The following is a 6,477-nucleotide window of genomic DNA, read 5'->3' as shown; positions in this document are numbered from 1 at the left end:
TATCTCCAACGGCGGCACCCTGTACGACCCCACCGTGGGCAAGGCCGTCATCAGCGCCGACGGCAAGAACGTCCAGGAGATCAAGCCCAAGTCCCACGGCAAACTGCCGATCACGAAGAAGGCCCTGGTCGAGATGGACGACGCCCTCGCGGGCGTGGTCACCCGGGGTTCGGCCGCCTGGCGGTTCGCGGATGTCGGCTGGCCGCAGGACAAGATCCCGATGCACGCCAAGACCGGCACGGCGGAGGTCTACGGCAAGCAGACGACCTCCTGGTTCGCCACCTACACCAAGGACTACTCGGTGGTCATGACCATCTCCCAGGGCGGCACCGGTTCCGGCGCCTCGGGACCGGCCGTCCGCAACATCTACGATGCGCTCTACGGCGTGCAGGAGGACGGCTCGATCGACAGGAGCAAGGCGCTGCTGCCGAAGCCTCAGGCCAGCCTGCCGAAGGTCCGCACGGACGGCACCATCACCTCGCCCGAGCTCTCCGGGGACCCGGCGAAGGAGCAGCGGTCGTCCGACGGGGCGCTGCCCGCGACGAGGACGGGCAGGCGCAACTGACGGACGCCGCCCCGGGCCCCCAATCGCCCCCGCCCTCCACCCCCCCAGCGCCCGCCACCCCGTCGCACCTCCCCACCCTTCCCTCCCCCTCCCTTTCCCTTCCCTCCCCCTCCCTTTCCTCCCCCACGACACCCTCCGCACGGGGCTCGTCCCCGCCCTTCACCCGCTGCCAGCCTCCGCAACGGGAACCGGTTGCCATCGTGTTGCCGCAGGTTCCCCAGGGGGAGGCGAGGGTGCCCGGCAGAGGGGCGAGGCAGGGATGACCAGGAAGAGCGAGGACGCGGGGCGCAGCACCATCCGGGATGTGGCGGCCCGTGCGGGGGTGTCCGCGTCGACCGTCTCGCGGGTGCTGGGCGAGGTGTATCCGGTGAGCTCGGCGACTCGGTCCCAGGTGATGCGGGCGGTGCGGGACCCGGACTACGTCGCCGACGCGCGCGCCAAGGCGGTCGCCGGGGTCGGCACGCCCACGCTGGCGTTCATCCTGGAGGACATCACCGGGCCGTCGTTCGCGCACATGGCGCACGGGGTGGAGCGGGAGGCCAGACGGCTCGGGCATCTGTGCCTGGTGTGCACCACGGAGGGCGACGTCCAGCACGAGGTGGAGTTCGTCGAGATGATGCGCGCCAGCGTGCCGCCGCCGTGATCCTGGCCGGCGGCTCAGCCGACACCCCCGAGTACCGCGAGCGCACCCGCCGTATGGCCGACTCGCTGGCGTCGGCGGGCTCCCGGCTGGTGCTGTGCGGCCGGCCGCCACTCGGTCCCGGGGCGCCGGTGACCGTCATCGAGTACGACAACGAGGGCGGGGCCTACGCCCTGGTCGCCCATGCCCTGGCCCAGGGTCACCAGCGCGTGCTGTTCCTCGGCGGCAAGCCCGACCACACCACCGCCCAGGGCCGTGAGCGCGGCTATCTCGCCGCCCATCGCGCCCGTGGCCTGGACCCCGACCCGGCCCTGCTCCTGCACGGCGACTTCACCCGCGACGCCGGGCACCGGCTGATGCGCGAGGCGCTCAAGCGGGGGCTGGAGTTCACGGCCGTGTTCGCCGCCACCGACATGGTCGCCGCCGGTGCGCTCACCGCCCTGCACGAGGCCGGCCTGGACGTGCCCCGCGATGTCTCGCTGGCCGGCTACGACGACATCCCCTTCGCCCGTGATCTGCACCCGGCCCTGACGACGGTCCATGTCCCCTACGAGGAGCTGGGCCGCCTCGCCGTACGCACCGCGCTCGGCCGCACCCCCGAGACCCCGGACGAGCATCTGCTGCTGGGCACCCATGTGGTGGTACGGGACTCACTCGCGCCCCTCGACGCATAGCGAACCGCAACGACGGCCCGTCCGACGTCACCGCGCCCCATGCCGCCTCCCCGTCCCCTTACGCGCCCTTCCCCCGCCCTCTCTGGCCCGCTGGCGCGGCCAGCACCGCCGCCGGCCCCCGGCGCAGCCCTCGTCCTCGACCTGGATCCGGAGCTGCCGGCCGGGGTGAGCGTCGTCAGTGCCGACGGACGGCGCCGGGAAGACGCAGGCGTCGTACCACTGATCGCAGTTCCGTGCCGCGGGAGGGCGAACCGTCGGTCAGGGGCGAGGCGGGGGTGGGGTCCTCGGCCGGGACGGCGGTGGCCCACAGGGCGAGCTCGGCGTCGCGCGGGCCGTAGGCCGTGTGCGCCGCGCCGTCGCCGAAGATACGCACGGGACGCGAGTCGTCCCATGCCTGCCAGCCCGGGTCGCCGTCCACCGCGAACCGCACCCACGCCCCGTGCATCTCGTCCGCCAGCTCCCGCGGGGCGCCCTCGCCGGCCAGCTTGCGGGACTCGGGGGTCTCTTCGGTGTCGAAGACGAACCCGAGTTCCAGGGCGTGGCAGGCACCGAGGCCGGGAAGGGCGGAGGGCCAGGCGAACTCGTATACGTACGTCGAGCCGGGGCGGGCGTCGGCCAGCCGGTGCAGGGGCAGGCGCAACAGGTGGTCGGTGACCATCTGGCCGACGATCTCGGCGGTGCCGTCCGCCGGGTGCAGGGCGCGGTAGCCGCGGGGCACCTCGGCGCCGACGCGGCAGCGGGCCATGGCCCCGGCGAGGGCGACCGCACCGAGCCGGTCGACGCGCTCGAACAGCCCGCCGGGCACCAGCCACAGCCGGTACTCGTCGCTGGTCCAGCCCGTCATCAGGTCGACGCCGACAGCGGCGTCACCCTCCGTGAGCGCCTCCATGGGGTCGCGGGGGACGATGTCGCCGTCGACGACGATGCCGAAGGCGGGCCCGCCCAGCACCGGGCTGCTGAGCCGGCCCACCTCGGCCTGGGTGCGCAGCAGCAGCTCGCGGTCGACGTCGGCGAAGGCGGCGGCCGTGGCGGGGATCCGCAGCCGGGTCGCCATCCGGCGCACCATCCGCCGTACCTTGTCCCGCTCGGCGGTCTCCGGCGACCCGCTCTGCAGGACGGCCCGCCGGACCAGGCCCTGAGCCTGTGGGGCGGCGAGCAGCGCGCCGATGCTGATGGCGCCGGCGGACTGGCCGAACAGGGTGACGCGGCCGGGGTCGCCACCGAAGGCCTCGATGGCGGCGTGCACCCAGTGCAGGGCGGCGAGCTGGTCGCGCAGGCCGGGGTTGGCGGGGGCGTCCGGGAAGAGGCCGTAGCCCTCGACGCCGAGCCGGTAGTTGACCGAGACGAGGACGATCCCGTCGCGCGCGAAGGACTGGCCGTCGTAGACGGGTACGCCGGAGGATCCCCTGGTCAGGGCACCGCCGTGCAGCCACACCATGACCGGGAGCCGGGCGCCGGGGTCCGGCTCGGGGGTCCAGACGTTGAGGTTGAGGCAGTCGACGCCGGGCACGACGGGGTCGGACAGATACTGCGCGAAGGCCTCGGAGTACGGGGGTTTCGGCGGGGTCGGCCCGAAGGATCCGGCGTCGCGCACGCCGTCCCAGGGTTCCGGCGGCACGGGCGGCCGGAAGCGGAGCGGACCGAAGGGGGGCGCCGCGTAGGGGATGCCCCGGAACACCGCGACGTCGTTCTCGTACCGGCCCCGTACCGCACCGTAGGGCGTGCTCACCACGGGGTCTGTCCGGACTGCCGTCATACGTCCACCAGCCTCCTCACCGCGCTCGTGCACCGTGAAGATCAGAGCAACTCATTGTGGCCCGATATTCCGGTGCACGAGCGGTGGGAGGGCTGTTCGGATTACCCGGCTACTCGGCGTACACAGTTACCCGGTGTGTACGGCTACTACTGGGTGTACACGGCTACTTCGCGTACATCAGCGTGCCGAAGCCGAGCTGGTCGAAGCCTCCGCTGCCGGAGCCGTAGTCACCGCCGCCGCCCTCGGGGGCGACCGAGAAGCACATCTGGGAGATGTACTTGTCGTCGAGGAGCAGGCGTCGGCCGTAGTGGTAGTGGAGCATGGCCCAGACCGGGCGGACCTGGCCGCGGCTGCCGGCGCCGATCACCGTCTGTGACCTCTGGGCGCAGTTCTGGCCGGTCCCCCATGCGTAGGTGGTGTAGGGGACGTTGTTGCCCAGGTTGTACTTGGCGACGTACTGGGCGGCCTTCATGAAGCGGCGGCCGTCGTAGGAGTACAGGTCGTCGCCCTGGTTCCAGGCCATTTCGCAGAGCGCGCCCATCTGGCCCATGCCCATCATGGTGTGGCCCTGGTCTCGGCCGGACTCCTGCCACTGGCCGAGGTCGTAGCCCTCGACGCCCGGGTACAGGAACGGCACCGCGTGCTGGATGGAGCCGTTTCCGGCGCCGTTCTTGAAGTAGTTCAGGGCCTGGTCGTACTTGGCGGCGTTGTCGGTGAGGATTCCGATGGCCATGACCGAGGCCATGTTGCACAGGTCCCAGTTGGCCCAGTAGTTGGTGATGCAGGCGTCGTTGTGGCCGGTGAGGAACTGGTTGTTGAGCGGGTAGAAGACCCTGACCATCATCTCCTGGGCGGCGGCGAGGTCGAACCCGCTGTAGCCGCGCATGAGTTCGCAGGCGTTGGCGAACTGCCAGCCGTAGATACCGGCGGCGAGGAACCGGTCCGCGTTGCCGGTGACCGTCTTCAGCGTCCTCGACCAGGCGTTGAGGATGGTGGCCGCGCACTGGGCGTTGGCCTCGGTGCCGCCGACCCGCCAGCGCAGGGCGTTCTGGTAGGCGGCTGCGATGTCGTTGTAGAGCTGGCCGTAGTTCTGTCCGGTGCCGCCGCGGATGATCGTGTCCGTGGCCCGGTTGGTCCAGGTGGACTGGGAGCGGGAGTTGGCGGTCAGCCGGTTCCAGCCGGACAGCCAGGGGTCGGCGCCCGCGGCGACCCTGACCTTGGCCCGGTTGATGTCGCCGGCGTTGTGCAGCATGCCGGGGTGGGTGAAGGTCGCGGGGGCCGCGTCCGCTGTGGGGGCTACGAGCGCCGCGGTTACGGCGGATGCAGCACCCAGCGCTACGGCCGCGGTGACTCCGCCGGTGGCCTTCAGCAGACCGCGGCGGCTCAACTCGCCTGTGGGGTGGTGCCGGTGGGGGGAAGTGCGGCTCATTGGTGCGACTCCAATCCGTGGGGGGATCAGTCGGTGGTGATGCTCACCTCGTCGAACTCGGTGGTGCAGCGGGCCAGTTGGTCACGGGAGCAGAACACGAGGCCCACATAGTAGGGGCGTCACCGAACCCGGGGATCTCGCCGGTGGCGAGGGTGGTCCAGGTGGCGCCGTCATCGGTGGACAGGGCTGCGGTGAAGGCGGTCCCTTCGCGCTTCAGCCGCAGCAGGCTCGGCAGGGTGGCGGTGCCGTTCCCGGTGAAGGCCGACTTTCCGGCGACGGTCGTGCGCAGCATGAGCTGTGCGCTGCTTCCGCCGCTGACGATCGCCCCGGCGGCCTGGTCGAACGGCGACAGCGACTTGGCCATCAGCAGTCCCACCCGGTCGGCACTCGCGCCCGTGCGGGAGCCGAGCCGGGCGGTGATCTCGCAGTCGCCGGTCACCGGCCGTCGTACGAACTGGCCGGTCATGCCCTGGCTGTTGACGGTCAGATCGACGCCCGCGCCGCGCACGGTGAAGGTTCCGCCGTCGTACGACGTGCTGCCCGGTGTGCGGATCGCGATCACGCCGAGCGTCCCGAAGGCGCGCTCGTCGAGGACCGGGTCACCGAGGTCGCCGTATGTCCAGGGGGCCGGCGGGGGTGTGCCGACGGTGAGGGTCAAGGCGGGCAACGCGCCGTGTCGGACGCGGGCACTCTGAAGGCCGCGAAGCTGATCCAGGAAATCGTCGACAACGACCTGAATTCCAAGTTGTCGTTCTCGGATTACGCCGCCGTACAGCGCAACTACGACAACGGGGGCACCGCGACCCGGCAGATCTCCACCTGGCAGATGTCCGGCATGGTGCAGAACTTCACCAAGTCCTTCGGCAAGTGGGCGCTGTCGCCCTGGCCGACCTTCGAGGGCGAGGCTGCCAGGACGCCGGCCGGGACCAACCAGAGCGGCAATCTGACGCTGGTGACGCAGGACTGCGAGAACAAGGAGCAGGCCGCGGCGGCCGCGCTGTGGATGTCCACCGATTCCGGTGCCGTGAAGACCATGGCCAGCCCGGAGACCGGGAGCGGGGTGATGCCCGCCCTGGCCGACAGCGACTCGTATGTCTCCGAGGCGATTTCGGAGAAGTTGCTCGGGAAGAACTACGAACCCGCGAAGAAGGTGGTCACCGACAGCCTGGCCACCATCACCACCGACTGGACCTTCGGGCCGAACTGGACCGCGATGTTCACGGAGATGCAGGACGGGTGGGCCAAGGTCGTCAGCAAGGAGCAGAAGGTCACCGATCTACTGGCACCCATGCAGAAGTGGACGGTCGACGACCTGAAGCAGCGCGGCATCAGCGTCAAGGGCTGAGGCAGACCCGATGATTCGCTCCCAGCGTTGGAAGGGGGCCGCGTTCACGGTGCCCTTCCAGCTCGGCT

At 71.0% G+C, this 6,477-nt stretch carries 3 protein-coding genes and 3 pseudogenes; 3 read left to right on the top strand and 3 right to left on the bottom strand.

What is annotated here, in order from left to right; genetic code table 11:
• Both POF73_RS43730 and POF73_RS43725 read left to right on the top strand, forming a co-directional pair.
• On the top strand, positions 1 to 565 hold a 565-nt coding region (locus POF73_RS43730), incomplete at its 5' end, for a penicillin-binding transpeptidase domain-containing protein (RefSeq protein ID WP_272125001.1).
• A 259-nt stretch (positions 566 to 824) separates the two neighbouring features.
• Positions 825 to 1,879 (top strand): annotated as a pseudogene (locus tag POF73_RS43725) (LacI family DNA-binding transcriptional regulator).
• 175 nt (positions 1,880 to 2,054) lie between these two features.
• Here the strand turns inward: POF73_RS43725 and POF73_RS43720 are convergent.
• From POF73_RS43720 to POF73_RS43710, 3 genes and pseudogenes are all read right to left on the bottom strand, one after another.
• The gene (locus POF73_RS43720) at positions 2,055 to 3,635 is read right to left on the bottom strand and encodes a carboxylesterase/lipase family protein (protein WP_272125000.1); all 1,581 of its coding nucleotides are present in this window, start codon (positions 3,633 to 3,635) and stop codon (positions 2,055 to 2,057) included.
• 163 nt (positions 3,636 to 3,798) lie between these two features.
• Positions 3,799 to 5,064, bottom strand: coding sequence for an alginate lyase family protein (locus POF73_RS43715; RefSeq protein WP_272124999.1), 1,266 nt, complete (start codon positions 5,062 to 5,064; stop codon positions 3,799 to 3,801).
• A gap of 26 nt (positions 5,065 to 5,090) precedes the next feature.
• Positions 5,091 to 5,734, bottom strand: a pseudogene (locus POF73_RS43710) (Ig family protein); the annotation flags it as partial.
• Between the two features lie 6 nt (positions 5,735 to 5,740).
• On the opposite strand from POF73_RS43710, the pseudogene POF73_RS43705 reads away from it, so the two are divergent.
• Positions 5,741 to 6,409, top strand: a pseudogene (locus POF73_RS43705) (ABC transporter substrate-binding protein); the annotation flags it as partial.
• Between the last annotated feature and the right edge of the window lie 68 nt (positions 6,410 to 6,477).

The sequence above is a fragment of the Streptomyces sp. HD genome, from assembly GCF_028369295.1.
Lineage (GTDB): Bacteria > Actinomycetota > Actinomycetes > Streptomycetales > Streptomycetaceae > Streptomyces.
Note: the sequence above shows the minus strand (reverse complement) of the source record. Positions and strands in the feature narration are given on the sequence as shown.